Origin of the sequence: Nocardioides panacisoli (assembly GCF_019448235.1) — a bacterium.
GTDB lineage: Bacteria > Actinomycetota > Actinomycetes > Propionibacteriales > Nocardioidaceae > Nocardioides > Nocardioides panacisoli_A.
This window is the reverse complement of record NZ_CP080409.1, coordinates 911,990-938,987: the sequence shown is the minus strand read 5'-3', so window position 1 is coordinate 938,987 and position 26,998 is coordinate 911,990. Positions and strand designations below refer to the sequence as shown.

The following is a 26,998-nucleotide window of genomic DNA, read 5'->3' as shown; positions in this document are numbered from 1 at the left end:
GCCGTGACCAGCACTGATGCCGCTCCCGAGACGCCCCGTCGTGGGTCGTTCGACTCCCGGAAGGTCTTCATCCTCGCCGCCATCGGCTCGGCCGTCGGGCTGGGCAACATCTGGCGGTTCCCCTACGTCGCCTACGAGAACGGCGGTGGGTCGTTCCTGCTGCCCTACCTCGTCGCACTGCTGACAGCGGGCATCCCGTTCCTGCTGTTCGACTACGCCGTCGGGCACCGCAACCGTGGCTCGGCGCCGCTGTCCTTTGCCCGGCTCGCACGGCCCGCCGAGTCCCTGGGCTGGTGGCAGGTCGGCATCTGCTTCATGATCGGCGTCTACTACGCCGCGGTGCTGGCGTGGGCCCTGCGCTACACGATCTTCGCGACCGACCAGGCGTGGGGCGAGGATCCCAACGCGTTCTTCTTCGAGGACTTCCTGCAGGCGGGCGACGTGGGCGTCCAGGCAGACCTGGTCCCCGGCATCATCTGGCCGCTGGTGGTGATCTGGCTGGTCGTGGGCGGCGTACTCCTGCTGGGCGTCCAGCGCGGCATCGGCAACACCGCGAAGGTGTTCATCCCCGTGCTGGTCGTCGCCTTCCTCGCCCTCGTCGTGCAGTCACTCTTCCTCGACGGTGCCGCCCAGGGGCTCCAGGCGCTCTTCGAGCCGAACTGGGCCGCACTGGGCGACCCGCTGGTGTGGGCGGCGGCGTACGGCCAGATCTTCTTCTCGCTCTCGATCGGCTTCGGCATCATGATCACCTACGCCTCCTACGTGGGCCGGCGCACCGACATGACCGGGTCCGGGCTCGTCGTCGGGCTGTCCAACTCCGGCTTCGAGCTGCTCGCGGGCATCGGCGTCTTCGCCGCACTGGGCTTCATGGCGGAGGCCCAGGGGGCCGAGGTCGACGCCGTGGTCTCCGACGGCGTGGGCCTGGCCTTCGTCGCGTTCCCGGCGATCATCAACGAGGCACCGGGCGGCGCGCTGCTGGGCGTGCTCTTCTTCGGGTCGCTCGTCATCGCCGGCCTGACGTCGCTGATCAGCGTCATGGAGGTCGTCATCTCCGCGGTCCGCGACAAGCTGGAGAGCAGCCGCGCCGTCGCCGCGACGCTCGTCCTGGTCCCGGCCGGCCTGATCAGCCTGGCGTTCTTCAGCACCACCAGCGGCCTCTACGTGCTCGACATCGTCGACTACTTCATCAACCGCTTCGGCATCCTGCTCGTCGCCGTGGTCAGCATGATCGTCGTCGCCTGGGTGCTGCGGGCGCTGCCGCTGCTCACCCGCCACCTCGACCAGTACGGCACTCCATCGGTCCGCGGCTGGTGGCCGGTGCTGATCGGTGGCGTCGCGCCGGTGGCGCTGGTGCTGGTGCTCGGCCGCGAGTTCTACGTCGCCGTCACCACGCCGTACGGCGACTACCCGACCTGGATGCTGACCGTGTTCGGGTGGCTCCCGGTGGGGATCCTGGTCGCCCTGGCGGTGACGATCAGCGTCGCCCAGTTCGTACGCCGCGCACCGGCGCTGCCGCCGCCTCCCGGTTCGGTCGAGGCCCGCACCGAGAGCGAGGTGGAGAGCGAATGAGCACGAGCGCGATCGTGATGATGCTGGTGGCGATGCTGGTCATCTGGGGCGGCCTCGCCCTGGCCGTGGCCAACCTCTGGCGTTCCCCCGACGACTCCTGACCCCCCCAGCGTGCCGAGTCGGCGCCAACTCGGCTGAACGGACCGTCGAGTCGGCGCGAACTCGGCTCACCGCACCGTCGAGTCGGCGCGAACTCGGCTCACCGCACCGTCGAGTCGGCGTGAACTCAGAACGCCACGGCCCAGTTGCGCTCCCCAAGCGCGCGCGGGGCAGCGACCCTCCACAGGCACCATCGACGGTGTTGCCGGCCGTGCCCTCGCCGCGGGACAACGGTGGGCATGCGCACCGCACGTTGGCAGGACCTGGCGTACCTCGACGAGACCTTCCCATTGCCGCTCGACCGGCCGTTCACCGCCGCGGAGGCACGTCGCGACGGCGGTCTCACCTACGACGTCCTCGCCCCGCTGGTCGCCCGCGGGTTCCTTCGACACCCGATCCGCGGCGTGTACGTCGCAGCGCAGGTACCCGACACGCTCTCGCTGCGCTGCGCCTGCCTGCGGCTGGTCGTCCCCGCCGACTGCGTCGTCGTCGACCGGCATGCCGGCTGGCTGCACGGCGCCGAGATGGTGCTCGCCCCGAACGAGCACATCGAGCGCCAACCCGTCCGCGTCTTCCGACCCGCTGGCCGCGGGCGACTGCGCAACGGCCTCACCGACAGCGGCGAGCGGAACCTGTCGGCGAGTGACATCACCGAGGTCGAAGGCCTGCGGGTGTCGACACCGCTGCGCACCGCGTGGGACCTCGGGCGTCAGCGCTGGACCGATCGGGCCATCGCCGGGGTCGATCAGATGCTGCGGCTGCGGAACTTCGAGAAGGAGGAGCTCCTCGCCGGCATCGAACGCTTCCGCGGCATGCGCTGGATCACCACCCTGCGAGCGATCGCACCCCTCGCCGACGGACGCGCGGAGTCGCCACCCGAGTCGGTGTTGCGCCTTCGATGGCTCGAGGCGAACCTGCCCGCGCCGGAGCCCCAGGTGGAGGTGTGGCAGGACGGCACGTTCCTCGCGCGGGTGGACCTCGGCCATCGCGAGCTCCGCTTCGCCGCGGAGTACGACGGCGCCGAGTGGCACTCGACGCCGGAGCAGCTCGCGCACGACCGCGCGCGGCGTACGGTCCTCACGCGGGAGGCCGACTGGCACGTCGTGGCCGTCCGCCGGGACAACCTGTTCGGGCGCTGGCAGGACGCCGAGGTCCTTCTGCGCCGCGGGATCGAGCTCGCGCGGCAGCGTTGACCACGCGGTGAGCCGAGTTCACGCCGACTCAGCGGTCCGGTCGGCCGAGTTGGCGCCGACTCGACGGTCTCTTCAGCCGAGTTGGCGCCGACTCGGCGGGTCAGAAGAGGATCTCGCCGGCCTTGCGGCGGGAGCGCAGCGACTGGACGGCCTCGTCGAGGAGGGCGGCGCCCTCCTCCTCGGAGCGGCGCTCCTTCACGTAGGCGAGGTGGGTCTTGTAGACCTCGGTGGTCGGCGGGGGCGGCGGGTTGTCGGCATCGACCGAGGCGGGCATGCCGCACTTGGGGCAGTCCCACTCGGTCGGCGGCGTCGCCTCGACCGAGAACGCCAGCGTCGAGCGGTGCCCACGCGAGCAGTGGAAGGTGACCGTCTGGCGGGGTGCGGCCTCGCCGCGCGCCTCCTCGCCGACGGGTCCGGAACCGATGCGGCTCCCTCGGATCGCGTTTCCGCCACCAGGCACGTGGGTGTCCCCTCTGAACTCTCGACTACGTCGCGGATGGGCCGGTCAGGGCCGGGTCAGTAGGCCAGCAGGAGGCCGAGCGCGATGACGCACGCGAACCAGATGACCCCGATGCCGATGGTGAACCGGTCGAGGTTCTTCTCGGCCACCGACGAGCCGCCGAGCGAGCTCGTCGCGCCGCCGCCGAACATGTCCGACAGGCCGCCGCCGCGTCCCTTGTGCAGGAGGACGAGCAGGATCATCAGCAGACTGCTGAGCACCAGGATGACGGTGAAGAGCGTTTCCAGCACGACCGGAATCCTACGTCAGGGGCCTGAGCCTCACAGCACCGGCAGGTCGTAGTAGCGGCAGATCGCGCCGAACTCCTCCGAGTCCAGCGACGCGCCGCCGACCAGGGCGCCGTCGATGTCGGGCTGCTGCATGATCGAGGCGACGTTGGCGGCCTTCACCGAGCCGCCGTACTGGATCCGGACCGCTTCCGCGGCCTCGGTGCCGAACGCCTCCGCGACCTGGCCGCGGATCGCCGCGCACACCTCCTGGGCGTCCTCCGGCGTCGCGACCTCGCCGGTGCCGATGGCCCACACCGGCTCGTAGGCGATGACCAGGCCGGCCACCTGGTCGGTGGGGAGTCCGGCGAGGGATCCCTCGACCTGGGCCATGGTGTATGGCACGTGCTCTCCCGCCTGGCGGACCTCCAGGCCCTCCCCGACGCACACGATCGGCGTCATGCCGGCCTCCAGCGCCGCGCGCGCCTTGCTGGCCACGACCTCGTCGCCCTCGCCGTGCTGGTCGCGCCGCTCGGAGTGCCCGACGACGACGTAGCTGCAGCCGAGCTTGGCCAGCATCGCGGCGGAGATGTCGCCCGTGTGGGCACCGGCCGGGTGGGGCGAGACGTCCTGGGCGCCGTACCGGATCGCCAGCTTGTCGCCGTCGATCAGCGTCTGGACGGACCGGATGTCGGTGAACGGCGGGATCACCGCCACGTCGACCTTGCCGAAGTCGTGGCGCTTGTCCGACAGCGTCCACGCGAGCTTCTGCACCAGGACCACGGCCTCGGCGTGGTTCAGGTTCATCTTCCAGTTGCCCGCCATCAGCGGGGTGCGCTTGCTCATCGAGTTCCTTCTCGGAGTCGTCGCGGCCGGGGCCGGCCGCGGGATGGGATCAGTGCTCGAGGACGTCGAGGCCCGGCAGCGCCCTGCCCTCGAGGTACTCCAGGCTGGCGCCGCCACCGGTGGAGATGTGGCCGAACGCCGCCTCGTCGAAGCCGAGCGCGCGGACCGCGGCCGCGGAGTCGCCCCCGCCGACCACGGAAAGGCCGTCGACGCCAGTGAGCGCCTGCGCGACGGCGCGGGTGCCCTCGGCGAAGGCGGGCACCTCGAAGACGCCCATCGGTCCGTTCCAGAAGACCGTGCGCGCGTCGGCCAGCGCGGCCGCGAAGGCGCGACCCGACTCCGGGCCGATGTCCAGGCCGAGACAGTCGGCGGGGATGGCGTCGGCCGCCACGACGCGCGGCTCCGGCGTCCGGCCGCCGGCAGGGAACGCCGTGTCGACCACGACGTCGGTCGGCAGCAGGATCCGTACGCCGGTCTCCTCGGCCCGCGCGAGGTAGCTGCGGCAGGTCTCGAGCTGGTCGGACTCCAACAGGCTGGCGCCGACCTCGTGGCCCTGGGCGGCGAGGAAGGTGAAGACCATCCCGCCACCGATCAGCAGCTGGTCGGCCTTGCCGAGGAGGTTGTCGATGACGCCGAGCTTGTCGGAGACCTTCGAGCCGCCCAGCACGACCGCGTAGGGCCGCTCGGGGGTCTCGGTGAGCCGCCGCAGCACGTCCACCTCGGTGGCCACCAGCTGCCCCTTGGCGTGGGGCAGGCGCTGCGCGACGTCGTACACGCTGGCCTGCTTGCGGTGGACCACGCCGAAGCCGTCGGAGACGAAGGCGTCGGCGAGCGCGGCCAACGCATCGGCGAACGCGCCGCGCTCCGCGTCGTCCTTGCTGGTCTCACCGGCGTTGAAGCGCACGTTCTCCAGCACCGCGACCCCACCGTCGGCGAGCCCGTCGACGGTCTCGCGGGCGGAGTCACCCACCGTGTCGGTCGCGAACGCCACCGGCCGGCCGAGCAGCTCCCCGAGCCGCTGCGCCACCGGCCGGAGGGAGTACGCCGCGTCCGGCTCGCCCTTCGGGCGGCCCAGGTGCGCCGCCACGACCACGCGGGCGCCGGCGTCGGCCAACGCGGTGATCGTCGGCAGGCTCGCACGGATGCGGCCGTCGTCGGTGATCGTCGCCCCGTCCAGTGGCACGTTGAGGTCGGAACGGACCAGGACGCGCTTGCCGGGAACACTGTCGAGGAATGCGGGGTCCAACCCCAGGTCAGCAGCCATCAAGCGTCAGAGCGTAGCGCCCACGTGCAGGATGAGGTCGGCCAGCCGGTTGGAGTAGCCCCACTCGTTGTCGTACCACCCCGAGACCTTCACCTGGTTGCCGATGACCTTGGTCAACGGTGCGTCGAAGGTGCAGGAGGCCGGGTCGGTCACGATGTCGCTGGAGACGATGGGGTCGGTGGAGTACTTCAGGATGCGGCCGTCGGCCGCTGCCCGCACCGCCTCGTTGACCTCCTCGACCGAGGTGTCGCGGGAGGCCTCGAAGGAGAGGTCGGTCAGTGACCCGGTGGGGGTCGGGACCCGCAGGGCGTAGCCGTCCAACTTGCCGGCGAGCTCGGGCATCACCAGGCCGATCGCCTTGGCCGCGCCGGTGGAGGTCGGCACGATGTTGAGCGCCGCTGCGCGGGCACGACGGGGATCCTTGTGGATGTTGTCCTGCAGGTTCTGGTCCGCGGTGTAGGCGTGGACCGTGGTCATCAGGCCCTTCTCGATGCCGATGGCGTCGTGGAGCGCCTTGGCCATCGGTGCCAGGCAGTTCGTGGTGCACGAGGCATTGGAGATGACGGTGTGGGCGGCCGGGTCGTAGGACTCGTGGTTGACGCCCATCACCACCGTGATGTCCTCGTTGCTCGCGGGGGCCGAGATGATCACCTTGCGCGCACCTGCGTCCACGTGGGCGCGGGCCTTGCCGGCGTCGGTGAAGAACCCGGTGGACTCCACCACGACGTCCACCCCCAGGTCCCCCCACGGCAGCGCCGACGGGTCCCGCTCGGCGAAGGCACGGATCTCCCTGCCACCGACGACGATCGCCTCGTCGGTGGAGGAGACCTCCGCGTCGAGGCGGCCGAGGATCGAGTCGAACTTGAGCAGGTGGGCCAGCGAGGCGTTGTCGGTCAGGTCGTTGACCGCGACGATCTCGATGTCCGCGCCGGACGCATGGACGGCGCGGAAGAAGTTGCGGCCGATCCGGCCGAACCCGTTGATGCCTACACGAACTGTCACCAGGTACTCCCGTGGGTCAAAAGTGTGGTCTGGATCTCGTCCTCGTCACACTACCGGCAGCCGCCGCAGCGGCTGGGCCCGTTGTCCGGCGTACGTTCGGGTAACTTCCCGCAGTCCGGTCAGCTCTCGCCGGCCAGCATCTCCGGCGTCAGCGAGGACTCGGTGTCGGGTACGCCGAGCTCCTCGGCCCGCTTGTCCGCCATCGCCAGGAGCCGGCGGATGCGACCGGCGATGGCGTCCTTGGTCAGCGGGGGGTCGTGCAGCTGACCCAGCTCCTCCAGCGAGGCCTGCTTGTGCTCCAGGCGGAGGTCGCCGGCCATCTTGAGATGGTCGGGGACCTCGTCGCCGAGGATCTCCATGGCGCGGTGCACGCGGGCTCCGGCCGCGACCGCAGCGCGTGCGGAGCGGCGCAGGTTGGCGTCGTCGAAGTTGGCGAGCCGGTTGGCGGTGGCCCGGACCTCGCGCCGCATCCGGCGCTCCTCCCACGCCATCAGCGTCTCGTGGGCGCCCAGCCGCGTCAGCAGCTGGCCGATGGCGTCGCCGTCACGGATCACGACGCGGTCGACGCCGCGGACCTCGCGCGCCTTGGACTGGATGCCGAGCCGCCGCGCCACACCCACCAGGGCGAGCGCCGCCTCGGACCCGGGGCAGGTGACCTCCAGCGAGGAGGACCGACCGGGCTCGGTCAGCGACCCGTGGGCGAGGAACGCGCCCCGCCAGGCGGCGACCGCGTCGCAGCCGCCACCGGACACGACCGTGGGCGGCAGGCCCCGCACGGGACGGCCGCGCTGGTCCAGCAGGCCGGTCTGGCGCGCCAACGCCTCGCCGTCGCGGACGACGCGGACGATGTAGCGGCTGCCCTTCTTGATGCCGTTGCCCTGCACCATGACCACGTCGGAGGACTGGCCGAACATGTCGGCGATGTCGTTGCGCAGTCGGCGCGCTGCGGCGCCGGTGTCGAGCTCGGCCTCGACGACGATGCGACCGCCGACGATGTGCAGGCCACCGGCGAACCGGAGGGTCGCCGCGACCTCTGCCTTGCGGCAACACGCCTTGGTGACTGAGGTGTTCGCCAATTCCGCCTTCACCTGAGCCGTCATCGCCATAGCGCCGATCTTCCCACGCGGGTCAACCGAGGTCGCCACCACCGCCGATGATCGCGCGGTACGCCGCCGCGAGACGCTGCGGATCGTGGCGCGGGCTGCCGTCGGCCATGGCCACGTCGGCCAACGCGAGGTCGGCTCCCAGGGCGGCGGCGAGCTCGGCGAGCTCGGCGCGGTCCTCCCCCACGCTGGCGCGGTCGGCGAGGACGGTGTGGACGGTCAGCTCCGGGGCGTGCTCGGCCAGCACGGCGAGGTGGTCGGCCGGTCCGAAGCCGTGGGTCTCCCCCGCCTGCTCTGCCAGGTTGAGCACGACGATGACGCGTGCGTCGGTCTCGACGAGCGCCTGCCGGAGCTCGGGCACCAACAGGTGCGGGATCACCGAGGTGAACCACGATCCCGGCCCGAGCACGGCCCAGTCGGCGTCGTGGACCGCCTTGATCGCGTGCGGGCTCGCGCGGGGCGAGGGCGGGTCGAGCGCGACCGACTGGATGACCCCGTCGGTGGTGGCGACCTCGACCTGGCCGCGCACGGTCACCAGGTCCTCGGGATCGGCGCCGATGCCGCGGACCTCGGCGGTGATGTCCATCGGGGTGGTCGCCATGGGCAGGACGCGACCCTCGGCGCCCAGCAGGCGCGCCACCCAGTCGAGCGCGTCGACGTGGTCGCCGAGCAGCTCCCAGAGGCCGACGATGAGGAGGTTGCCGACGACGTGGCCGCGCATCTCACCCTCGCCGGCGAACCGGTGCTGGAGCACCTTCGCCCAGGTCTCGCCCCAGTCGGTGTCGCCGCACAGCGCCGCGAGGGCCATGCGGAGGTCGCCGGGCGGCAGCACCCCGAACTCGCCGCGGAGCCGACCCGACGAGCCGCCGTTGTCGGCCACGGTGACGACGGCGGTGAGCTCGTCCACCGTGAGGTCGGAGTGCAGCAGCCGCAGTGCGCTCAGCGAGGCGTGGAGGCCGTGGCCGCCGCCGAAGGCGACGACCGCCTGGGCACGGTTGGGCGACACCGGGCTCACCTACTCCCGTCCCAGGTCGCGGTGGACCGCCTGGGCGGCGTACCCCTCCTCGGCGAGGCGGCGCGCGATCTCCTCGGCCATGGCGACACTGCGGTGCTTGCCGCCGGTGCAGCCGATCGCGACGCGCATGAACCGCTTGCCCTCGCGCAGGTAGCCGGACGCGACACCGGTCAGCAGCGGGACGTAGCCCTCGAGGAACTCCGCGACGCCCTCCTGGTCCAAGACGTAGTCCGAGACCGGTGCGTCCCGGCCGGTCTGGCCCCGGAGCTCGGGCACCCAGTGCGGGTTGGGGATGAAGCGCATGTCGGCGACGTAGTCGGCGTCTACGGGGATGCCGTACTTGAAGCCGAAGCTGATCACGTTGACCCGGAGCCGCACGGCGTCCTCGGTGCCGAAGGCGGCCGCGATCCGTCCGGTGAGCTCGTGCACGTTGAGGTTCGTCGTGTCGATCACCAGGTCGGCCGAACCGCGGAGCTGTGCCATCACGTCGCGTTCGCGGGAGAGACCGTCCAGGAGCCGGTCCTGTTCCTGTAGCGGGTGCGGTCGACGGGCCGCCTCCTGACGGCGCACGAGGACCTCGTCGCTCGCGTCGAGGAACACCAGGGTCGTGGATCGCCCGGTCACGCCGTGCGCGAGCGCCGCTTGCAGGCCGGAGAAGAAGGTGCCCGAGCGGACGTCGACGACCACGGCGACCGGCTGCTCGGGACCGAAGCCCTCGTCGACGAGTCGGACGGTCTGGGCGAGCAGGTTGGGCGGCAGGTTGTCGACCACGAAGAAGCCCAGGTCCTCCAGCTCCTTGGCCGCGGTGCTGCGGCCCGCACCGGTCATGCCCGTCACCACCACGAGCTGTCCGGCGTGCGGTGCCTGGGCGTGGGTGTCAGCGGCTGTCATCAATCGATCTCTCCGGTTGCGGTGTTGACGCTGGTGCCAGTCTTGCCTGCCCGGTCGTCGGTATCCACCGCCGCCTTGATCGCGGCGGCGGTCCGGGGGCCGATGCCGGGGACCTCGGCGATCTCCTCGACCCGGGCGGCGCGGAGCTTGCGGAGGCTGCCGAAGTGCCGCAGCAGGGTCTTGCGGCGCACCTCACCGAGTCCCGGGACGTCGTCCAGGGTGCTCTCGACCATCGACTTCGTACGACGGTTGCGGTGGTGGGTGATCGCGAACCGGTGGGCCTCGTCCCGGATCCGCTGCAGGAGGTAGAGGCCCTCGGAGGTGCGCGGCAGGATGACGGGATCCTCCTCGCCGGGCACCCAGACCTCCTCGAGCCGCTTCGCGAGGCCGCAGACCGGGATGTCGTCGATCCCGAGCTCGTCCAGGGCCCGCTGCGCCGCCGCGACCTGTGGTGGACCGCCGTCCACGACGACCAGCGACGGCGCGTAGGCGAACTTGCGGGGCCGGCCGGTGTCGGGATCGACCAGCATGGGCCCGTCCTCACCCTCCCGCGCCTCGGAGCTGGCCTGCTCGTCCAGCAGGCGTCGGAAGCGCCGAGTGATGACCTCGTGCATCGACGCGACGTCGTTGGCCCCGGTCTCACCGCCGACGGACTTGATGATGAAGCGGCGGTACTCGCCCTTGCGGGCCAAGCCGTCCTCGAACACCACCATCGAGGCGACGACCTCGCTGCCCTGGAGGTTGGACACGTCGTAGCACTCGATGCGCAGGGGTGCCTCGTCCAGCGACAGTGCCTCTCCGATCTCGGCGAGTGCCCGGTTGCGGGTCGTCAGGTCGCTCGCCCGCTTCGTCTTGTGCTGGACGAGGGACTCGGCCGCGTTGCGGGCGACCGTCTCCTGCAGGGAGCGCTTGTCCCCGCGCTGCGGCACCCGCAGGCTCACGCGCGACCCACGCAGGTCGGCCAACAGCTCCTCGAAGGTCGCCGCCTCGGGCGGCAGCGCCGGCACGAGGACCTCCCGGGGCACGTTGCCCTCCTCACCGGCGTAGAGCTGGAGCAGGAAGTGCTCCACGAGCTCGGGTGTCTCCGCGTCGTCGGTCCGGTCGGCCACCCAGCCGCGCTGGCCGCGGATCCGGCCACCCCGGACGTGGAAGACCTGGACGGCGACCTCGAGGGGGTCCTCGGCGAGAGCGATCACGTCCGCGTCGGCGCCGTCCCCGAGCACCACCGCCTGCTTCTCCAGCGCCTTGTTCATCGCGCCGAGGTCGTCACGCAGCCGCGCGGCCCGCTCGAAGTCCATCGCCTCCGACGCGGCGTACATCTCGGCCTCGATGCGTTGGGTGAACCGCTTGGTGCGGCCTGCCATGAAGTCGCAGAAGTCGTCGACGATCTCGCGGTGCTCCTCCGCCGTCACCTCTCCCACGCACGGCGCCGAGCACTTGTCGATGTAGCCCAGCAGGCACGGTCGGCCGATCTGCTGGGACCGCTTGAAGACGCCGTTGCTGCACGAGCGCATCGGGAAGACGCGGAGCAGGATGTCGACAGTCTCTCGGATCGCCCACGCGTGGCTGTAGGGCCCGTAGTAGCGGTTGCCCCGGCGCTTGCGGCCCCGCCCGACCATCACCCGCGGGATCTCCTCGGCGTAGGTCACCGCGAGCCACGGGTAGGACTTGTCGTCGCGGTACTTGACGTTGAACCGCGGGTCGAACTCCTTGATCCAGGAGTACTCCAGCTGCAACGCCTCGACCTCGGTCCCGACGACCGTCCAGTCCACCGAGTGGGCCGTGGTGACCATCGTCGCGGTGCGCGGGTGGAGGTTGCCGACGTCCTGGAAGTACGACGACAGCCGGGCGCGCAGGTTCTTCGCCTTGCCGACGTAGATGACCCGCTGCGCCTTGTCACGGAATCGGTAGACCCCGGGCTGGGTCGGGACCGACCCCGGTGCGGGCCGATAGGTCGACGGATCAGGCACGACTCAAACCCTACGGCCGGGCACCGACGGCGGAGCGGACGGTCAGGCGGTGACGATCTCGTCGCCGCGCACCTCGATGGCGACCTCGGCGAGCGCCTCGGGAGCAGGGCCGCCGGTCACCTCGCCCGTGGCCGCGTCGTAGCTGCTCTGGTGGCAGTTGCACGGGATGCTGCCGTCGGCCGGGGTGCTGACGATGCACTGCGAGTGGGTGCACACGGCCGTGAAGGCCTTGAACTCGCCCTCGGTGGGCTGGGTGATGACGACCTGCTCGTCGCTGAGCACGACTCCCCCGCCGACCGGGACGTCACCGGTCGGGGTGAGCACGGTGCCGGCCTCGGCCGACCCGCCGCCCCCGTCGCTGCCGGAGCCACTGTCGCTGCCGGAGTCACTGCTGCCGCAGCCGGCGAGTGCCGCGGCGACACCGAGGGAGCCGACGCCCTGGAAGAAGATGCGCCGATCGGCGCGGGGCTGTTCGTTCATGCGCGCACCACCTGGTTGCCTTGCACCGTCACCGGGACCTCCGGGAGCGGACTGGTCGCGGGTCCGTTCAGCACGGACCCGTCGTCGAGGGCGAAACTGCTCGCGTGGCCGTCCCCGCAGAAGATGTCGTTCTCACGCACCTCGCTGAGGACGAACTGGGCGTGGGGGCAGATCGCGGAGAACCCACGGAACTCCCCCTTCGCCGGCTGGGTGACGACCACCGCGGCGCCGGCGAGGATGATGCCGCCGCCGACGGGTACGTCGGCCACGGCGACCAGCGGTTCACCGCCTCCCGCGCCCGATGGCGTCGCCGGGTCGCTGTACGGGCTCGCCGGGGTCGTCGCGGCGGTCGAGGGCGCCGTGCTCGACGGAGCGCTCGAGGAGGTGGCGGCCGTCGAGCCCCCGGCACCGTCGTCGGAGCCGCACGCGGCGACCAGGGGAGCACTCGTGCCCAGGGCGAGCATGCCCAGGGCACATCGTCGGGTCATCGGGGGTCGGTCGGCCACGGGATGACTACCTTTCGGTCGCGTCGCACCAGCGTACCGATGCGGTGCACGGCACGGGCGTACTCCGCCCGATCCGCCTCAGGCGGAGCGGCGCCTGGGCGCCGCCTTCTTGGCCGTCTTCTTCGCCGCCGGCTTCTTGGCTGCCGGCTTCTTGGCTGCCGGCTTCGTCGACGCCCTCTTCGCGCTGGCCTTCTTGGTGGTGGGCTGCTTCGACGCGGCCGGCGCGGCCTCCGTGGTGGTCGCTGCCAGCATCGGGGCGAGGAACTGGCCGGTGTAGCTGGTGGGGTGGGCGGCCACCTCCTCGGGCGTCCCCTGCGTCACCAGCGTGCCGCCCCGGTTGCCGCCCTCGGGTCCCATGTCGATGATCCAGTCGGCGGTCTTGATGACGTCGAGGTTGTGCTCGATGATCAACACCGTGTTGCCCTTGTCGACCAGCGAGGACAGTACGCCGAGCAGGCGTCGGATGTCCTCGAAGTGCAGGCCGGTCGTGGGCTCGTCGAGCACGTAGACGGTGCGACCGCTCGACCGCTTCTGCAGTTCGGTGGCCAGCTTGACCCGCTGCGCCTCACCGCCCGACAGCGTCGTCGCGGGCTGCCCGAGCCGGACGTAGCCCAGCCCGACATCGACGAGCGTCTTCATGTGCCGCGCGATCGCGGGCACGGCGCCGAAGAAGTCGACCGCCTCCTCGATCGGCATGTCGAGGACCTCGGCGATTGTCTTGCCCTTATAGTGCACCTCGAGGGTCTCGCGGTTGTACCGCGCACCGTGGCAGACCTCGCAGGGGACGAACACGTCGGGCAGGAAGTTCATCTCGATGCGCAAGGTGCCGTCACCGGTGCACGCCTCGCAGCGTCCGCCCTTGATGTTGAAGGAGAAGCGGCCCTGCTGGTAGCCGCGCATCTTCGCCTCGGGGGTCTGGGCGAAGAGCTTGCGGATGTGGTCGAAGACGCCGGTGTAGGTCGCGGGGTTCGAGCGGGGGGTGCGGCCGATCGGCGACTGGTCGACGTGGATCACCTTGTCGACGTGGTCCAGGCCGCTGATCCGACGGTGGCGGCCGGGCACGTTGCGGGAGCGGTAGAGGTGCTTGGCCAGCGCGGTGTAGAGGATGTCGTTGACCAGCGTCGACTTGCCGGACCCCGACACGCCGGTGACGGCGGTGAGCACCCCCAGCGGGAACGTGACGTCGATGTCCTTGAGGTTGTGCTCCTTGGCGCCGTGGACCGTCACCTCCCGGCCCGCCGTGCGCGGGCGGCGTACGGCGGGGAGCGGGATCTCGCGGCGGCGTGAGAGGTAGTGCCCCGTCAACGAGTCGGGGTGGTCCAGCAGCCCCTGGACCGGGCCCGCATGGACGACCTGGCCACCGTGCTCACCGGCCGCGGGCCCGATGTCGACCACCCAGTCGGCGGTGCGGATGGTGTCCTCGTCGTGCTCGACCACGATGAGGGTGTTGCCGAGATCCTTGAGACGCACCAGGGTCTCGATGAGCCGGTGGTTGTCGCGCTGGTGCAGCCCGATCGAGGGCTCGTCGAGGACGTAGAGCACGCCGACCAGGCCGGCGCCGATCTGGGTCGCCAACCGGATCCGCTGCGCCTCGCCGCCGGACAACGAGCCCGAGGGCCGGTCCAGCGTGAGGTAGTCCAGGCCCACGTCGAGCAGGAACTTCAGCCGGACCTGGATCTCCTTGAGCACCAGCTCGGCGATCTGCCGCTCGCGGGAGGACAGCGCGACCGAGTCGAGGTACTGCGCGGCCTCGTCGATCGGCAACGCGCACACCTCGGCGATGTTGCGGCCGCCCTCCTCCTTGGCGCCCAGCGTCACCGACATCGACACCGGCTTGAGCCGGCTGCCCTCGCACACCGTGCAGGGCACCTCGCGCATGAAGCCCTCGAGGCGCTCGCGACTGGTGTCGGACTCCGCCTCCCGGTGCCGACGGGCGACATAGGTGCGCACGCCCTCGTAGTTGGCGTAGTAGGAGCGCTGGCGGCCGTACCGGTTGCGGGTGACCACGTGGACCTTGGTCGGGTGCCCGTCGAGGAGCGTCTTGCGCGCCTTGGCGGGCAGGTCCTGCCACGGGGTGTCGACGTCGAAGCCGAGCTCCTCGCCCAGTGCCTCGATGAGCTTGCCGAAGTAGTCACGCACGTGGGCGTGCGTCCACGGCGACAGGGCGCCCTCTGCGAGCGTGGCGGAGGGGTCGGGCACGACCAGCTCGGGGTCGACCTCCATCCGCGTGCCGATGCCGCTGCAGGTCGGGCAGGCGCCGTAGGGGCTGTTGAACGAGAACGAGCGCGGCTCGAGCTCGTCGGTGTCGATGACGTGCTCGTTGGGGCAGGCCATCTTCTCGCTGAACCGCAGCTCGCGGCCGGGATCGTCGTCGGGGAGGTCGACGAAGTCGAGGACCACCAGGCCCCCCGAGAGCCCGAGCGCGGTCTCCACGGAGTCGGTGAGCCGGCGCTTGGCCGAGTCGGCGACCTTGAGCCGGTCGACCACGACCTCGATGGTGTGCTTGAGCTTCTTGTCCAGCGTGGGCGGCTGGTCGAGCGTGTGGGTCTCGCCGTCGACGCGGACGCGGCCGAAGCCCTGGGTCTGCAGCTGGCGGAACACCTCGGTGTACTCGCCCTTGCGGCCGCGGACCATCGGGGCGAGCACCTGGAAGCGGGCGCCGTCCTCCAACGCCAGCACCTTGTCGACGATCTGCTGCGGCGTCTGGCGCTCGATCGGCGAGCCGCAGGTCGGGCAGTGCGGGCGGCCGGCCCGGGCGTAGAGGAGCCGAAGGTAGTCGTAGACCTCCGTGATCGTGCCCACCGTCGAGCGCGGGTTGCGGCTGGTCGACTTCTGGTCGATCGACACCGCCGGGCTCAGGCCCTCGATGAAGTCGACGTCCGGCTTGTCCATCTGGCCGAGGAACTGGCGGGCGTAGGCGCTCAGCGACTCCACGTAGCGGCGCTGGCCCTCGGCGAAGATGGTGTCGAAGGCCAGGCTCGACTTGCCCGACCCCGAGAGGCCGGTGAAGACGATGAGCGAGTCCCGGGGGAGGTCGATGGAGACGTCCTTGAGGTTGTGCTCGCGCGCACCACGGACGATCAACTGGTCAGCCACGGGTTAGAGGCTAGTACTGGACACCGACAGCCCCCGATCCGGCAGGATGGGGAGACGTGACACCACTCCCCGACGCCATCAACCTCGCCACCGCCCGACTGCTCGACACCGTCGACTCGCTGGCCGATGACAAGTTCGCCGAGCCCAGCCTGTTGCCGGGGTGGTCGATCGGGCACGTGGTCGCCCACCTCGCCCTCAACGCCGAGGGCATCACGCAGGTCCTCCAGGGGGTCGCCGCCGGCGAGGTCCCGCCGATGTACCGCTCCCCCGAGATCCGCGACCAGGAGATCGAGGAGCTCGCCGGGCAGGACCCCGACGAGCTGCGCACGCGACTCTCCGTGGGGTCCACGCTGCTCACCGAGCAGATCTCGGTCATCGACCCGCGCGACGACGACGTGGAGTTCCCACGGGCGCCGGGCCACGGTCCGATGTTCCGGGTCGGCACCATGCCGCTCCTGCGGCTCCGCGAGGTGGAGATCCACCACGCCGACCTCGGCGTCGGCTACACCCACCGCGAGTGGCCCGAGGAGACCGTCGTCCGGCTGCTGGACCACGCCTCCGGGGCGTACGCCGGGACGCCGTTCACGGCGTACGCGACCGACCTGGACCGTCGGTGGGAGTTCGCCGGCGGCGGCGCGGCGGTGGAGGGCGTTGGGTCCGCTTTGGCATGGTGGACAACCGGCCGTGGGCCCGAGGGCATCTCGGCCGACGGAGAACTACCCAGGATCGAGGGACGATGAGTTACTCGGGGGCGGTCAAGCCCGGCGGACCGATCGACGTGCGGGAATTGGGCACGCTGACCATCACCAAGGTCGCGGTCGACCCGGACACCAGCAACAACTGCTATCTGGTCACCTGCCGGGAGTCCGGTGACCAGCTGCTCATCGACGCCGCTGCCGAGCCGGGCACCCTGATGCCGCTGATCGGCGAGAGCGGGCTCAGCACGGTCGTGACCACCCACCAGCACTGGGACCACCATCGCGCACTGGCCGACGTCGTCGGCGCCACCCAGGCGGTGACGGTCGCGGGTGAGCCCGACGCTGCCGCGATCACCGAGCAGACCGGCGTCCCGATCGACCGGACGGTCACCGACGGTGACGTCGTGACCGTCGGTGGGTGCGAGCTCGAGGTCATCCGGATCACCGGCCACACCCCCGGCTCGATCTGCCTGGTGTACGACGACCCCGACGGCCACCCGCACCTGTTCACCGGCGACAGCCTCTTCCCCGGCGGCGTCGGTGCGACCTTCGGCGACGAGGCAGCCTTCGCGACCCTGATCGACGACGTGGAGCACAAGCTCTTCGGTCGCCTCCCCGACGACACCTGGTTCTACCCGGGCCACGGCGACGACTCCACGCTCGGCGCCGAGCGTCCCGGCCTGCCGGAGTGGCGCGAACGGGGCTGGTAGCCCTCACCGGGACCGTAGGTCCAAGTCCTGCAGCAGGGCCACCAGTTGGTCGACGGTCACGGGGAGTGCGACCTGACGCGGGTCACCCCCCGGGTAGGTGGGGTCCTCCCAGATGAGGTCGTGGTACTCATCGGTGTCCTGGAGCCAGAGCCGGAAGCCGGCCTGCGGGCCGTCGTCCCACGCGAGGCCCACGGTGGCCCCGTCGACGCGCCACGTTTCGCAGGTGGGGTCCCCGCCACATCGGGCTCCCGCTGCCCCACCCTGTTCCACGTAGACCGACACCACGGCTGGCTCGAGGTCCGCGGCGCTCACGTCCAGCTCGACGCCGAGGCCGTCGAAGCTCTCCTCGACCTCAGCGCTGGCGTCGAGATGGCGGGTCACGATCTTGGTCGGATCACCCGCCACGGTGAGGTCGAGTTCACCACCCGGTGTGTAGGTGCCGTCCTGGGAGAACGTCCACGACTCGAGCTCGGCGGCGGCCAATTCGGGGGTGGTCTCGAAATCGAGTCGTTCATCGGCGACCAGACCGGCCAGTTCCTCGACGGACTGGGCGAGCTCGAGGTCCCTCGGATCGCCGACGATCGCCATGGAGCGGTAGGTCAGGTCCCGCAGCGTCTGGGTGTCGACGTCGACGTACGCGACCGTCAGGTAGCCGCTGACCACGAAGTCGTCGTTCGCCGGCGCATCGGTCGGCGCCCACGTGAGCTCCACCTCACCTCGGTCGGTGTCGACGGCCGTGCACCGGCCCTGGTCACCGGCGCACGGCGTCCAGTCGGCCACGAAGGACTTGGGGACCCATCGGACCGAGGCGTCCAACGACGGGACGTCGTCGGGGTGCCCCTCCTCGGCCGGAAGGTCGACACCGATGCTGGTGCGGGCCGCTCCCTGGGTGATGCCGACCGCGCGCGTGTCGGACGGGAGGTCCAACCGCTGGATCACGAGCGCTGCGAGCGATTGCGCGCTGCCCTCGACGTAGCCCGACCGATCCGCGACCGGCGGCTGGGTGGCACGCTGCACCGCCAGTGCCACGGCGACCCCGATCACCACCACGGCGACGGCGGCGAGGACCAGGCGGCCACGCCGCTCTTGTCGGCGGGCGGCACGTCCGCGGACGAGCAGGTCATGGGTGTCGGGCACGGGGACGTCGATCGTGTCGGTCGCGGCGTGCACGCGGCGACGCAGTTCCTCGGTGCTCATCGGTCCTCTCCCTCCACGGCGTCCACGGCGTCGGTCCCCAACAGCGATCGCAGCGACTCCAGTGCCTTGTGGGCCTGCGACTTCACGGTGCCCTCGCTGATGGCGAGCTCGCGAGCGGTCTCGGCCACGCTGAGGTCGGCGTAGTAGCGCAGCATCACCACGGCCCGTTGTCGCACGGGAAGCCGACCGATGGCGGCCAGCAGGTCGTGGTCGGCGTAGGTGTCGTGCGTCCCGAGGTCCGGGACGACGTCCACGGGGCGTTCGCGGAATGACTTCTTGCGGAACCACCCGATCGCGGTGTTGGCGATCGTCGACCGGGCGTAGGCCTCCCGCGCGTGGGGATCCTTGATCCGCCCCCAGTTGCGGTAGGTCGCGAGCAGGGCGGCCTGCAACAGGTCCTCGGCGCGTGCATGGTCCGGGACCATCACGTACGCCGCGCGGTACAGCGCCCCCCACCGCGCGGACACGAAGTCGGTGAACTCCGCGTCACGATCTGCTGCCGGCATCCGCACTCCTCGTCCCGAGAACTCCTTCACCCTCCCAGTGCGGTGGGACCGGCGAACGGTTGCCTCAGGAGTAGGAGATCTTGAGCGTGTCGGTGACCGGCAGCGCCTGGCAGCCCAGCCGGATGCCGTCCTCGAGGTCCTCCTCGTCGAGCACGTCGTTGTGCAGCATCCGCACGTCACCCTCGATGACCCGGATGGCGCACGCCGAGCACTCGCCCTCCCGGCAGGAGAACGGCGCGTCGACGCCCTTGGACTCCAGGAACTCCAGCAGCTTGGTGCGTGGGTCCCAGTCGTCGAAGGTGTACTCGGTGCCGTCGAGCTCGACCTCGACCTTGACCGGGCCGGTCGGGCCGGACTCCCCCGGGTCGTCCTCGTCGTGCTCGGCGGCATCGATCTCGTCGTTCGCCTGCTGGACCTCGACCACGTCGCCGAACGGGTTGCCACCCAGGGAGACGAACTTCTCCTGGTGACGCCGCTCGCGGGGGAACTCCAGCTCCTTCAGGGCAGCCGTCGCCATCTTCATGAAGGGCTTGGGGCCGCACACGAACGCGTTGAAGCCGGCGTACCCACGGGCGAAGGCGGTGAGCTGCTCCTGGGACGGCAGGCCCTGCACCGACTCCAGCCAGTGGATGACGGTGAGGCGGTCCGGGTGCTCCATGGCGAGCCGGGCGAGCTCGTCGGCGAAGATCACCGAGGACTCGTCCCGGTTGGCGTAGAAGACCACGATCCGGCCGGTGCCCCGCGCGAGGGCGGCGCGGGTGATGGACATGATCGGCGTGACGCCGCTGCCACCGGCGAGGAGCAGCAGGTCGTCGTCGAGCTCGTCAGGGGTGAAGATGCCGCTCGGCGGCAGCACGCGGATGGTGTCCCCGGGGCGCAGGTTGTCGTTGACCCAGTTCGAGGCGTACCCCTCCACCGTCCGCTTGACGGTGACGGTGAGGTGCTCGGCGTCGGGGCTCGACGACAACGAGTAGCACCGCGCGGCCAGCCCCGTACGGTCGCTCGGGACGGCCAGGGTGAGGAACTGGCCCGGCTTGAAGTCGAACCGCTCGCCGCCCTCAGCGGGCCGTTCGAACGTGATCGACTTGGCGTCGCCGGTCTCCTCGACGACGTCGGCGACGGTCAGCACGAAGGACTCGATGTCCACGGTTCTTCTCTCTTGCTAGGGCTGGTCGAGCGGATCAGTAGCCGTCCTCGGCACCGACCGGGACGGTGCCGTCCTCGACGGCGGCCTCGATGCTAGCCGTCATCCGCGGGCACGCCCGGTGTCCTGCCCGACCGCTGGACGAGCGGCGCTGGAACTCCGGGCACTGCTCGACGGCACTGCTGCTCCACTGGATGGAGGTGTGGTGGTCACTGTTCTTCTTCACGCCCACCCGGGCCAGGCAGTCCAGGCACGCGACCTCGACCAGTCGGGCGCTGGTGTAGAGGCGCTGGTCCTCCAGCGTCTCCTCGGAGGTCGGCACGAAGGACGGCATGACTAGGCGTCGGCCGTCTCCGGCGCAGCCACCTCGTCCTCGGCCATGCGCTTGAGGTTGTCGGCGACCTCGGCCTGCCAGTACTCGTTGGCCTTGTCGGTGTCGACCTCGAACTCGAAGCGATCGGTCATCTCCGCGGTGACGTCGGCGGCGTCGACGTAGAACTGCTCGTACCACCGCCGGAGCTGGTAGACGGGGCCGTCCTCCTCGCACAGCAGCGGGTTCTGCACGGGGACCTTGTTCTTCCAGATCGCCACGTCCTGCAGGAAGCCGTCACCGAACATCTCGGCGTACTTGGTGGCGATGAAGTCGGCGGTCTTGTCGTCCAGGCCCTCGGGCTTCTTCACCGTGATGCCGTACTGGAGCAGGAACGAGTTGGGCCCGGTCGGCACGTGGCAGTTGATCAGGATGACCTCGGTCTCGAAGCCCTTGTAGTCCACGTCGAGCCAGTTGATCATGTACGACGGCCCGTAGTAGGTGGCCTCGGACTTGAGGAAGAGCTCGTCGGAGCCGTACCCACCGGCCTTGTCCGGGCGTCCCTTCGACTCCATGAACTGGGTCGCCTCGGTGCCCTCGAAGACGTTGCGGAAGTCGGTCGGGAAGGCGAAGTGCACGTAGTAGAAGTGGGCCATGTCGACGACGTTGTCGATCAGCTCGCGGCAGTGTGACCCCTCGATGTGCTCGGGCACCCACACCCAGTCGGTGTAGAGGCCTTCCTCGAGGCCCGGCAGCTGCGGCGGCAGGATGTCGTGGTCAGCCTTGGACCCCTCCACGTCGTGCCAGACCAGCAGCTGGTCGTTGACGATCGCGGTCTCGTAGCGCTGGGTGCGGGCACGCAGCGGGACCCGACGGGCGTAGGGGATCTGCTTGCACTTGCCGTCACCACCCCAGCGCCAGTCGTGGAACGGGCAGGCGATCTCGTCGCCCTTCACCTCGCCCTGGGTGAGGTCGCCGCCCATGTGGCGGCAGTAGCCGTCGAGCACGTTCAGCTCGCCGTGGGAGTCCGCCCACACCACGAGCTTGGTGCCGAAGCCCTCGACCGCGTGGGGCTTGCCGTCCCGGAAGGAGTCGGCCAGTCCCAGGCAGTGCCAGCCGCGGGCATACCGCTCCGGGGCGGTGCCCTGATCCAACATGCGAACGCCACTCATGTAGAACACGTTATAGTTTTCGCCGGGACCACACAAGGCAGCCACCCCAGGAGTCGCCGTCATGCACGTCACGCTCGAACCCCACCACCACGCGCTCCGGGAGGAGCTCCGCGCGTACTTCGACGATCTCGTCACCCCCGAGGTGCGCGCCGGACTCGCGGCCGCCACCGGCGAGTTCGGCGAGGCCGGCGTCTACAAGGACGTGATCCGCCAGGTCGGCAAGGACGGCTGGCTGGGCATCGGGTGGCCCGAGGAGTACGGCGGCCAGAACCGCTCGATGATCGAGCAGCTGATCTTCACCGACGTCGCCGCCGTGGCCGGCGTGCCGATCCCCTACCTGACGCTCAACACGGTGGGTCCCACGATCATGCGCTTCGGCACGCCGGAGCAGAAGGAGTACTTCCTGCCCAAGATCCTCGCCGGCGAGCTGCACTTCTCCATCGGCTACTCCGAGCCCGGCTCCGGCACCGACCTCGCGTCGCTGCAGACGAGGGCGACGCTGGAAGGCGACGAGTGGGTGATCAACGGCCAGAAGATGTGGACCTCGCTGATCCAGTACGCCGACTGGATCTGGCTCGCCTGCCGCACCGAGCCCGACGCGCCCCGCCACAAGGGACTCTCGATGATCCTGGTGCCGGCCGACGCCCCGGGCGTCTCGTACACGCCGGTCCACACCGTCGCCGGCGTCGGCACCAGCGCGACCTACTACGAGGACGTGCGGGTCCCGGCCGGCAACCTGATCAGTGAGCGGGGCGGCGGGTGGCCGCTGATGACCAACCAGCTCAACCACGAGCGCGTCGCCCTGACCTCCGCCGCCCCCCTGGTGCACTCCCTGCAGCAGGTCCGCGACTGGGCGGCCACCACCCGCAACCCCGACGGCGCGCGCGTCATCGACACCGAATGGGTGCAGATCGCGCTCGGCCGCGCGCACGCCAGGGTCGAGGCGCTGTCGCTGATCAACTGGAAGCTCGCGTCCGACGCCGACCACGGCGTCGACCTCTCCCCGGCCGAGGCCTCGGCCACCAAGATCTACGGCTCCGAGCTCGCCACCGAGGTCTACCGCAGTCTCATGGAGATCGTGGGCCCGCACGCCACGGTGTCCGGCGACTCCCCCGGCGCCGCCCTGGCGGGCCGGCTCGAGCGCTACCACCGCTCGTCGTTGGTCATGACCTTCGGCGGCGGCACCAACGAGATCCAGCGCGACATCATCGGCTACGTCGGTCTCGGCCTGCCGGCTGCGAAGCGCTGACCCTCCCCCTGCCGGTCGAGCCGGGCGAGCCAGCGAGTCCGCGTCGCGACCACGACACCGAAAGGCACACCGATGGACTTCCGTTTCACCACCGAGCAGGACGAGGCCGCCGCGCTCGCCGCCGAGATCCTTGGCGACCGCGCGACGAATGACCACATGAAGGCCGTCGAGGCCGCCGGCGACAGGTTCGACCGGGACCTGTGGCGCGAGCTCGGCGACGCGGGCCTGCTCTCGCTCGCGCTCCCCGAGGCGTACGGCGGCGCCGGGCTCGGCGTCATCGAGCTCGGCCGGGTGCTGGTCGAGGTGGGGCGCCGCGTGGCGCCGGTCCCCCTGGCCGTCCACGCCCCCGCGGCACTCGTGCTGGCCGAGAGCGGCGACCACGGCGCCCTGGTGACCGCGGCTGCGGCCGGCACCAAGGTCCTGACGGCAGCCGTGGCCGAACCCCACGCGCACCTGCCCGAGCGGCCGACGGTGACCGCCGAGGACGGACGCCTCACCGGCACGAAGACACTCGTCCGGGCGGGCACGACGGCCGACGCGTTCCTCGTGACCGCCGTGACCGGTGACCGGGTCGGCGTCCACCTGGTCGCCGCCGACGCCGAGGGCGTGACCCGGGAGGCACAGCGCACCAGTGACGGGGACGCGACTGCACTGGTGCGTTTCACCGACGCGCCGGCCACGCCGGTCGGGGACGCCGCGACTTCCCGACGCCTGGAGCAGCTGCTGGTCGTCTGCGCCGCCGCCGAGCAGCTGGGCGTCACCGAGGGAGCGCTCCGGTTGACGGCGGCGTACGCCCAGGAGCGGGAGCAGTTCAAGCGCCCGATCGGCACGTTCCAGGCGGTCGCGCACCGCCTGGCCGACGGTTACATCGACGTCCTCGCCCAGCGGCTGACGTTGTGGCAGGCGATCTGGCGCGTCAGCGAGGGCCTCGACGCGGCGACCGAGGTGGCGGTGGCGAAGTACTGGGCCGCCGACGCCGGGCACCGCCTCGCCCACACCACCACCCACGTCCACGGCGGCGTCGGCATCGACCTGGACGGCGAGGCCCACCGCTACTTCACCGCCGCCAAGCGCTTCGAGTTCACCCTGGGCGGGGCGACCGAGCAGGCACTGCGCGTGGGTCGCGACCTGGCCGCGACGTGACCGGCACGGACGCCGGCACCGTCCGTGACCTGCTGCTCGCGCGGGCGGCCGACCACCGCACCGGGCTGTCGTTCGAGGACCGGACCTGGACCTGGCACGAGGTGGTGGCGGAGTCGGCGCGGTGGGCGGCCACCCTCGGCTCCCAGCTCCCGGCCGAGGGACCGCGGCACGTCGGCGTGCTCCTCGACAACCTGCCCGAGTTCTGCTTCCTGCTCGGTGCCGCTGCGCTGGAGGACATCGTCGTCGTCGGGCTCAACCCGACGCGACGCGGCAGCGCGCTCGCCGAGGACGTCGCCCGCACCGACGTGGCGCTGGTGCTGACCGAGCCACGCCACGCGGGCCTCCTGCCGGAGGACCTGCCCGTGCCGGTGTGGGACGTCACCGGCACATCGTGGTCGGCGTTGCTGGCGCGCCACGACACGGACATCCCATCAGCTGCCGCCGCGCCCGACGACCTGCTGATGCTGATCTTCACCTCCGGGACCTCCGGGGCGCCCAAGGCGGTGCGGGTCACCCACGAGAAGGTCGCCGGACCCGGCCGACTGCTGGCTGAACGGTTCGGGCTCGGCCCCGACGACGTGGCCTACCTGTCGATGCCGCTGTTCCACTCCAATGCGGTCATGGCCGGCTGGGCCCCGGCGCTGGCGAGTGGGACCGGCATCGCGCTGGCGCGGCGGTTCTCCGCATCCGGCTTCCTCGAGGACGTACGACGCCACGGCGCGACCTACGCCAACTACGTCGGGAAGCCGTTGACCTACGTGATGGCCACGCCACAGCGCGCCGACGACGCCGACAACCCGCTGCGGGTGGTGTTCGGCAACGAGGCGAACGAGCGCGACATCGCCGGCTTCGGCGACCGGTTCGGGTGCACCGTGGTCGACTCCTACTCCTCCACCGAGAACGCCGTCATCGTGCAACGGCGCCCGGACATGCCGGCCGGCTCCCTGGGCATGCCCCTGGAGGGCGTCGATGTGCTCGACCCGGCGACCGCCGAGCGCACCGCCGATGCCGTGTTCGACGACGACGGCCGCTTGGCCAACCCCGAGGCGGCGATCGGCGAACTGGTCAACACGCACGGTGCGGGCGCGTTCGCCGGCTACTACAACGATCCCGCAGCCGAGGCCGAGCGGATGCGCGGTGGCAGGTACTGGTCCGGCGACCTCGCCTACCGGGACCGCGACGGATGGGTCTACTTCGCCGGCCGCTCGGGCGACTGGCTCCGCGTCGACGGCGAGAACCTCGCCACGGCCCCGATCGAGCGGATCCTGCTGCGCCACCCGGCCATCGCCGAGGCAGCGGTCTACGCCGTGCCGGACCCGGACGTCGGCGACCAGGTCGTGGCAGCGATGACCACCGCCGGCGCGCTGACGCCGGAGGAGTTCGAGTCCTTCCTCGGCGCCCAGGACGACCTGGCCATCAAGGCGTGGCCGCGGCACGTACGACTGCTGGAGGCGCTCCCCCGCACCGCCACCAACAAGGTGCTCAAGCGCGAGCTCGCCGCCGCCGGGACCGGGCACGACGGCACGCGGTGGGAGCGCGCCGAGCGCGGCACGTCGTACGCCGTGCGCTGACGCAGCGTCGCGCGCTCACGGGAGCAGCTCGGCGGCCGCGCCGGTGAGGCGGACGTTGTAGAACCCGCTGTTGACGTCGGTGTACCAGACGGCGTCGTTGTCGGCGTCCCACGCCGGCCGCGACATCGCGTAACCACCGACCGCCGGCGGGAGCAGCACGAACGGCTTGTCACGCGCCACGCTGGGCTGGTTGAAGTAGCCGACCTCGCGGGGGTTCTCGACGTCGCTGATGTCGAAGAGCCGCAGTCCGGAGAGGATCATCGAGCAGCCCGCGATCCGCGGCTCGTCCCGCGTCGGCAGCGAGCAGTAGTGCGCGGCGTACCCCTGGGCCGGGAACGTCGCACCGGGGTCCGCGAACTGCGCGTCGGTGCGGTGCTCGGGTTGGTGCACCGACAGCCTGAGGTGGGAGACGACCTCGGGACGCCGGGGGTCCTCGACGTCGATGATGCGCGCCGCTCCCACCGGGGCGTTGCGGGCGAAGAATCGACGACCGTCGCCGAAGAGGTCGCTGAACTCGTCGACCTCGAGGACGTACTGCCGACCGCCGGAGGTGAAGGGCTCGGCACTCTGCGGGATGGACGCCTCGGGCCAGGTCAGCTCGGAGAGCAGGTGGATCTCGGGGTCGGGCTCGCGGTCGTGGACCTCGGAGACGTCGTAGATGCGCAGCCCGGGGTCGGCCAGGACGTCGGTGCCGTTGGGCGAGCCGATGTTGGCGACGTACATCGTCCGGCCGTCGTCGGAGAACCGCAGCCCGTGGTGGACGACGCCGTTGTGGTCGAGGAGGGTCCGCGGGCGACGGGGGTCGGTGAGGTCGACCGCGGTCATCGTGGTGCTCGCGGCGCCCGCGGACCAGAAGGTGCGCCCGTCGGGCGACAGTCCGCTCTCGTGGCCGAACCGCGCCGAGAGGGTGGTGGACATCAGGCGTGGCTTCCGGCAGTCCCCGCTGATGTCGTAGACGTCGAGGACGCCGGGCGCGGTGGCGAGCGTGCCCATCACCGCCACGAGGAGTCCCCGCTCCTCGTTGAGCAGCAGCGACTCGTGCGGGCTCAGCATCGCCGGCGTCGTCAGGTTGGCCGTACGACGCGGCGCGGCCGGGTCGTTCATGTCCAGCACGACCACCCCCAGCCCGTCGCCGCGGAGCAGGTTGCTCACGACGTCGCGGGGCACCAGGAGCGTGGAGTCGTAGTAGGCGCAGGTGTTGCCCTGCTGGTCGGTGTAGCGCAGGGTCTTGAAGCCACCGGAGGAGCCCTGTTGCGCGGTCTGCTCGGTGTTGCAGGTGTAGCCCCGAGCAGCGCGCCCCGAGGCGTAGTCGGCCTTCGGCACGCGCCCCTGGATCGAGGTCTCGGGACGGGAACCGGGGCCGCAGTCCGCCGCGGGAGTCGCCTCCGGGGGTGGCGGCGGGTCGCCGGCGGCGGCGTACGCCGCGGAGCCGACGGCCCCCGCAGCGACGAGCGCGACAGTGAGGTGTCGCCAGGTCGCGCGACGACGCGTGGACGTTCGGGCAGCGCGATCACGCGCGGTCGGGAGCACGGCTCGAC

Annotated in this window: 26 protein-coding genes; 8 read left to right on the top strand and 18 right to left on the bottom strand. The window is 71.0% G+C overall.

All coding sequences use genetic code 11. The features are described from left to right. The first annotated feature begins 3 nt into the window (after window positions 1-3). The 3 genes from KUV85_RS04595 (at window position 4) to KUV85_RS04585 (ending at window position 2,861) form a co-directional block, all read left to right on the top strand. On the top strand, window positions 4-1,569 hold the full coding sequence (locus KUV85_RS04595; RefSeq protein WP_219962045.1) for a sodium-dependent transporter: 1,566 nt from the start codon (window positions 4-6) through the stop codon (window positions 1,567-1,569). Beyond that, window positions 1,566-1,670: a methionine/alanine import family NSS transporter small subunit gene (locus KUV85_RS04590; protein WP_219962044.1), complete on the top strand. Its 105-nt coding sequence runs from the start codon at window positions 1,566-1,568 to the stop codon at window positions 1,668-1,670. The genes KUV85_RS04595 and KUV85_RS04590 overlap by 4 nt, the downstream gene beginning before the upstream one ends. A 237-nt stretch (window positions 1,671-1,907) precedes the next feature. Further along, window positions 1,908-2,861 carry a hypothetical protein gene (locus KUV85_RS04585; RefSeq protein ID WP_219962043.1) on the top strand — a complete coding sequence of 318 codons (954 nt, stop codon included), beginning with the start codon at window positions 1,908-1,910 and terminating at the stop codon, window positions 2,859-2,861. A gap of 100 nt (window positions 2,862-2,961) precedes the next feature. Here the strand turns inward: KUV85_RS04585 and KUV85_RS04580 are convergent, their stop codons facing one another. The 12 genes from KUV85_RS04580 to uvrA form a co-directional block, all read right to left on the bottom strand. Beyond that, window positions 2,962-3,321 carry an RNA polymerase-binding protein RbpA gene (locus tag KUV85_RS04580; RefSeq protein WP_219962042.1) on the bottom strand — a complete coding sequence of 120 codons (360 nt, stop codon included), beginning with the start codon at window positions 3,319-3,321 and terminating at the stop codon, window positions 2,962-2,964. A gap of 56 nt (window positions 3,322-3,377) precedes the next feature. Beyond that, window positions 3,378-3,608, bottom strand: coding sequence for a preprotein translocase subunit SecG (gene secG / locus KUV85_RS04575; protein WP_273544004.1), 231 nt, complete (start codon window positions 3,606-3,608; stop codon window positions 3,378-3,380). Window positions 3,609-3,641: 33 nt separating this feature from the next. Continuing rightward, window positions 3,642-4,433 carry a triose-phosphate isomerase gene (gene tpiA, locus KUV85_RS04570; protein WP_219962041.1) on the bottom strand — a complete coding sequence of 264 codons (792 nt, stop codon included), beginning with the start codon at window positions 4,431-4,433 and terminating at the stop codon, window positions 3,642-3,644. A 49-nt stretch (window positions 4,434-4,482) separates the two neighbouring features. Beyond that, a complete protein-coding gene (locus KUV85_RS04565; protein ID WP_219962040.1) occupies window positions 4,483-5,697 on the bottom strand; it encodes a phosphoglycerate kinase in 1,215 nt (404 codons plus the stop codon). 6 nt (window positions 5,698-5,703) lie between these two features. Beyond that, the gene (gene gap, locus KUV85_RS04560) at window positions 5,704-6,699 is read right to left on the bottom strand and encodes a type I glyceraldehyde-3-phosphate dehydrogenase (RefSeq protein ID WP_219962039.1); all 996 of its coding nucleotides are present in this window, start codon (window positions 6,697-6,699) and stop codon (window positions 5,704-5,706) included. A gap of 119 nt (window positions 6,700-6,818) precedes the next feature. After that, window positions 6,819-7,805 carry a DNA-binding protein WhiA gene (gene whiA / locus KUV85_RS04555; RefSeq protein ID WP_219962038.1) on the bottom strand — a complete coding sequence of 329 codons (987 nt, stop codon included), beginning with the start codon at window positions 7,803-7,805 and terminating at the stop codon, window positions 6,819-6,821. Between the two features lie 22 nt (window positions 7,806-7,827). Continuing rightward, a complete protein-coding gene (locus KUV85_RS04550; RefSeq protein WP_219962037.1) occupies window positions 7,828-8,808 on the bottom strand; it encodes a gluconeogenesis factor YvcK family protein in 981 nt (326 codons plus the stop codon). A 9-nt stretch (window positions 8,809-8,817) separates the two neighbouring features. After that, complete coding sequence (gene rapZ / locus KUV85_RS04545; protein WP_219962036.1) at window positions 8,818-9,708, bottom strand: RNase adapter RapZ; 891 nt, start codon at window positions 9,706-9,708, stop codon at window positions 8,818-8,820. Then, complete coding sequence (gene uvrC, locus KUV85_RS04540; RefSeq protein ID WP_219962035.1) at window positions 9,708-11,678, bottom strand: excinuclease ABC subunit UvrC; 1,971 nt, start codon at window positions 11,676-11,678, stop codon at window positions 9,708-9,710. The genes rapZ and uvrC overlap by 1 nt, the downstream gene beginning before the upstream one ends. 42 nt (window positions 11,679-11,720) lie before the next feature. Next, window positions 11,721-12,158 carry a Rieske (2Fe-2S) protein gene (locus KUV85_RS04535; RefSeq protein WP_219962034.1) on the bottom strand — a complete coding sequence of 146 codons (438 nt, stop codon included), beginning with the start codon at window positions 12,156-12,158 and terminating at the stop codon, window positions 11,721-11,723. Continuing rightward, window positions 12,155-12,664 carry a Rieske (2Fe-2S) protein gene (locus tag KUV85_RS04530; RefSeq protein ID WP_219962033.1) on the bottom strand — a complete coding sequence of 170 codons (510 nt, stop codon included), beginning with the start codon at window positions 12,662-12,664 and terminating at the stop codon, window positions 12,155-12,157. The genes KUV85_RS04535 and KUV85_RS04530 overlap by 4 nt, the downstream gene beginning before the upstream one ends. A gap of 78 nt (window positions 12,665-12,742) precedes the next feature. Then, window positions 12,743-15,760: an excinuclease ABC subunit UvrA gene (gene uvrA / locus KUV85_RS04525; RefSeq protein ID WP_219962032.1), complete on the bottom strand. Its 3,018-nt coding sequence runs from the start codon at window positions 15,758-15,760 to the stop codon at window positions 12,743-12,745. A 56-nt stretch (window positions 15,761-15,816) separates the two neighbouring features. Here uvrA and KUV85_RS04520 point away from each other — a divergent pair, with 56 nt between their 5' ends. Next, window positions 15,817-16,500, top strand: a complete 684-nt coding sequence (locus KUV85_RS04520) for a maleylpyruvate isomerase family mycothiol-dependent enzyme (RefSeq protein WP_219962031.1) — start codon at window positions 15,817-15,819, stop codon at window positions 16,498-16,500. After that, the gene (locus KUV85_RS04515) at window positions 16,497-17,168 is read left to right on the top strand and encodes an MBL fold metallo-hydrolase (protein WP_219962030.1); all 672 of its coding nucleotides are present in this window, start codon (window positions 16,497-16,499) and stop codon (window positions 17,166-17,168) included. The genes KUV85_RS04520 and KUV85_RS04515 overlap by 4 nt, the downstream gene beginning before the upstream one ends. Window positions 17,169-17,171: 3 nt before the next feature. On the opposite strand, the gene KUV85_RS04510 is transcribed toward KUV85_RS04515, so the two are convergent. The 5 genes from KUV85_RS04510 to KUV85_RS04490 all read right to left on the bottom strand — a co-directional run bounded on the left by KUV85_RS04510 (window position 17,172) and on the right by KUV85_RS04490 (window position 21,497). Then, window positions 17,172-18,365: a hypothetical protein gene (locus KUV85_RS04510; protein ID WP_219962029.1), complete on the bottom strand. Its 1,194-nt coding sequence runs from the start codon at window positions 18,363-18,365 to the stop codon at window positions 17,172-17,174. Continuing rightward, the gene (locus tag KUV85_RS04505) at window positions 18,362-18,871 is read right to left on the bottom strand and encodes a SigE family RNA polymerase sigma factor (protein ID WP_219962028.1); all 510 of its coding nucleotides are present in this window, start codon (window positions 18,869-18,871) and stop codon (window positions 18,362-18,364) included. Before KUV85_RS04505 ends, KUV85_RS04510 begins: the two co-directional genes overlap by 4 nt. A gap of 64 nt (window positions 18,872-18,935) precedes the next feature. Continuing rightward, window positions 18,936-20,018, bottom strand: coding sequence for a ferredoxin--NADP reductase (locus KUV85_RS04500; RefSeq protein WP_219962027.1), 1,083 nt, complete (start codon window positions 20,016-20,018; stop codon window positions 18,936-18,938). A gap of 34 nt (window positions 20,019-20,052) precedes the next feature. After that, a complete protein-coding gene (locus KUV85_RS04495) occupies window positions 20,053-20,349 on the bottom strand; it encodes a hypothetical protein (RefSeq protein WP_219962026.1) in 297 nt (98 codons plus the stop codon). 2 nt (window positions 20,350-20,351) lie between these two features. Further along, window positions 20,352-21,497, bottom strand: coding sequence for a Rieske 2Fe-2S domain-containing protein (locus KUV85_RS04490; RefSeq protein ID WP_219962025.1), 1,146 nt, complete (start codon window positions 21,495-21,497; stop codon window positions 20,352-20,354). A 61-nt stretch (window positions 21,498-21,558) separates the two neighbouring features. Here KUV85_RS04490 and KUV85_RS04485 point away from each other — a divergent pair, with 61 nt between their 5' ends. The 3 genes from KUV85_RS04485 (at window position 21,559) to KUV85_RS04475 (ending at window position 25,460) form a co-directional block, all read left to right on the top strand. Further along, a complete protein-coding gene (locus tag KUV85_RS04485) occupies window positions 21,559-22,746 on the top strand; it encodes an acyl-CoA dehydrogenase family protein (protein WP_219962024.1) in 1,188 nt (395 codons plus the stop codon). A 72-nt stretch (window positions 22,747-22,818) separates the two neighbouring features. Next, the gene (locus KUV85_RS04480) at window positions 22,819-23,889 is read left to right on the top strand and encodes an acyl-CoA dehydrogenase family protein (RefSeq protein ID WP_219962023.1); all 1,071 of its coding nucleotides are present in this window, start codon (window positions 22,819-22,821) and stop codon (window positions 23,887-23,889) included. Beyond that, complete coding sequence (locus KUV85_RS04475; RefSeq protein ID WP_219962022.1) at window positions 23,886-25,460, top strand: long-chain-fatty-acid--CoA ligase; 1,575 nt, start codon at window positions 23,886-23,888, stop codon at window positions 25,458-25,460. The genes KUV85_RS04480 and KUV85_RS04475 overlap by 4 nt, the downstream gene beginning before the upstream one ends. A 15-nt stretch (window positions 25,461-25,475) precedes the next feature. Here the strand turns inward: KUV85_RS04475 and KUV85_RS04470 are convergent, their stop codons facing one another. After that, window positions 25,476-26,990 (bottom strand): LVIVD repeat-containing protein, encoded by a 1,515-nt coding sequence (locus KUV85_RS04470; protein WP_219962021.1) that lies wholly within the window; start codon window positions 26,988-26,990, stop codon window positions 25,476-25,478. Between the last annotated feature and the right edge of the window lie 8 nt (window positions 26,991-26,998).

Coding starts and splice junctions, on each gene's coding strand:
- rapZ (WP_219962036.1), bottom strand. CDS start 9,708: ATGACAGCCGCTGACACCCACGCCCAGGCACCGCACGCCGGACAGCTC.
- KUV85_RS04585 (WP_219962043.1), top strand. CDS start 1,908: ATGCGCACCGCACGTTGGCAGGACCTGGCGTACCTCGACGAGACCTTC.
- KUV85_RS04590 (WP_219962044.1), top strand. CDS start 1,566: ATGAGCACGAGCGCGATCGTGATGATGCTGGTGGCGATGCTGGTCATC.
- KUV85_RS04480 (WP_219962023.1), top strand. CDS start 22,819: ATGGACTTCCGTTTCACCACCGAGCAGGACGAGGCCGCCGCGCTCGCC.
- KUV85_RS04495 (WP_219962026.1), bottom strand. CDS start 20,349: ATGCCGTCCTTCGTGCCGACCTCCGAGGAGACGCTGGAGGACCAGCGC.
- KUV85_RS04490 (WP_219962025.1), bottom strand. CDS start 21,497: ATGAGTGGCGTTCGCATGTTGGATCAGGGCACCGCCCCGGAGCGGTAT.
- KUV85_RS04565 (WP_219962040.1), bottom strand. CDS start 5,697: ATGGCTGCTGACCTGGGGTTGGACCCCGCATTCCTCGACAGTGTTCCC.
- KUV85_RS04485 (WP_219962024.1), top strand. CDS start 21,559: ATGCACGTCACGCTCGAACCCCACCACCACGCGCTCCGGGAGGAGCTC.
- whiA (WP_219962038.1), bottom strand. CDS start 7,805: ATGGCGATGACGGCTCAGGTGAAGGCGGAATTGGCGAACACCTCAGTC.
- KUV85_RS04505 (WP_219962028.1), bottom strand. CDS start 18,871: ATGCCGGCAGCAGATCGTGACGCGGAGTTCACCGACTTCGTGTCCGCG.
- KUV85_RS04515 (WP_219962030.1), top strand. CDS start 16,497: ATGAGTTACTCGGGGGCGGTCAAGCCCGGCGGACCGATCGACGTGCGG.
- KUV85_RS04510 (WP_219962029.1), bottom strand. CDS start 18,365: ATGAGCACCGAGGAACTGCGTCGCCGCGTGCACGCCGCGACCGACACG.
- tpiA (WP_219962041.1), bottom strand. CDS start 4,433: ATGAGCAAGCGCACCCCGCTGATGGCGGGCAACTGGAAGATGAACCTG.
- KUV85_RS04535 (WP_219962034.1), bottom strand. CDS start 12,158: ATGAACGAACAGCCCCGCGCCGATCGGCGCATCTTCTTCCAGGGCGTC.